The 878-nt window shown below is 40.8% G+C and carries 1 protein-coding gene; it reads left to right on the top strand.

What is annotated here, in order from left to right:
* A partial coding sequence (locus H6A32_RS15780; protein ID WP_204864817.1) for an IS4 family transposase occupies window positions 1-878 on the top strand: 878 nt, incomplete at both ends.

Genomic DNA, 878 nt, shown 5'->3' on the forward strand with positions numbered 1-878 from the left:
TGTCAGCAAGCTTCTTGCCAGATGTAATGGGATGAAAGAAAAAGGCGTTTCACCTGTTTCTCTCCTTCGTTACAAACTCAGCAACGTTTTTGTCGGAAGAAGTATGTATATGCAGCAGCGGACCGGTTCCTTTAAGGAAGGTTTTTCAAAGAACACTTTTTACCGGTTCCTTAATTCGGTAAAAACAAACTGGCTCCGTTTTACTTCTCTTCTTGCTGCGGATATCGTTAATAATGATCTCAAAGCTCTAACAGATGATAACAGGAAAAATGTGTTCATCATTGATGATAGCCTTTTTAGTCGAACCAGTTGTAAGAAAACAGAACTGGGATCAAAAGTATTTGACCATACCGATATGCATTTCAAAAAAGGTTTTCGGATGCTTACTTTAAGCTGGAGTGATGGAAACACATTGATTCCGGTAAACAGCTGCCTCTTAGCATCTGCAAAAGAAACAAATATTATCGGTCCGGTAAAGAACTTTGATAATAGGACTATTGCAGGAAAAAGGCGTAAGCTTGCTCAGACAAAAGCACCAGAAGCAATGATGACTTTGTTGGATACTGCCCTCAGTGCAGGACTAAAGGCTGATTATGTCCTTTTTGATTCCTGGTTTTCCAACCCGGCACAGATCACAGCCATCCATTCAAAAGATATGGATGTGATCGCTATGATTAAGAAAAGCAGCCGCATCAAGTATTCGTACTGTGGTGAACAGTTGAACATCAAAGAGGTCTATTCCAGGAACAAAAAACGCCGTGGCCGATCAAAGTATCTGCTTTCTGTTGACGTCATGGTAGGAAAAGAGAATCCTATTCCGGCGAAAATCGTTTGCGTAAGGAATAAAGCAAATCGCAAGGACTGGCTTGCTTTTATCT

Origin of the sequence: Drancourtella massiliensis (assembly GCF_016900655.1) — a bacterium.
In the GTDB taxonomy this organism is placed as follows: domain Bacteria; phylum Bacillota; class Clostridia; order Lachnospirales; family Lachnospiraceae; genus Sellimonas; species Sellimonas catena.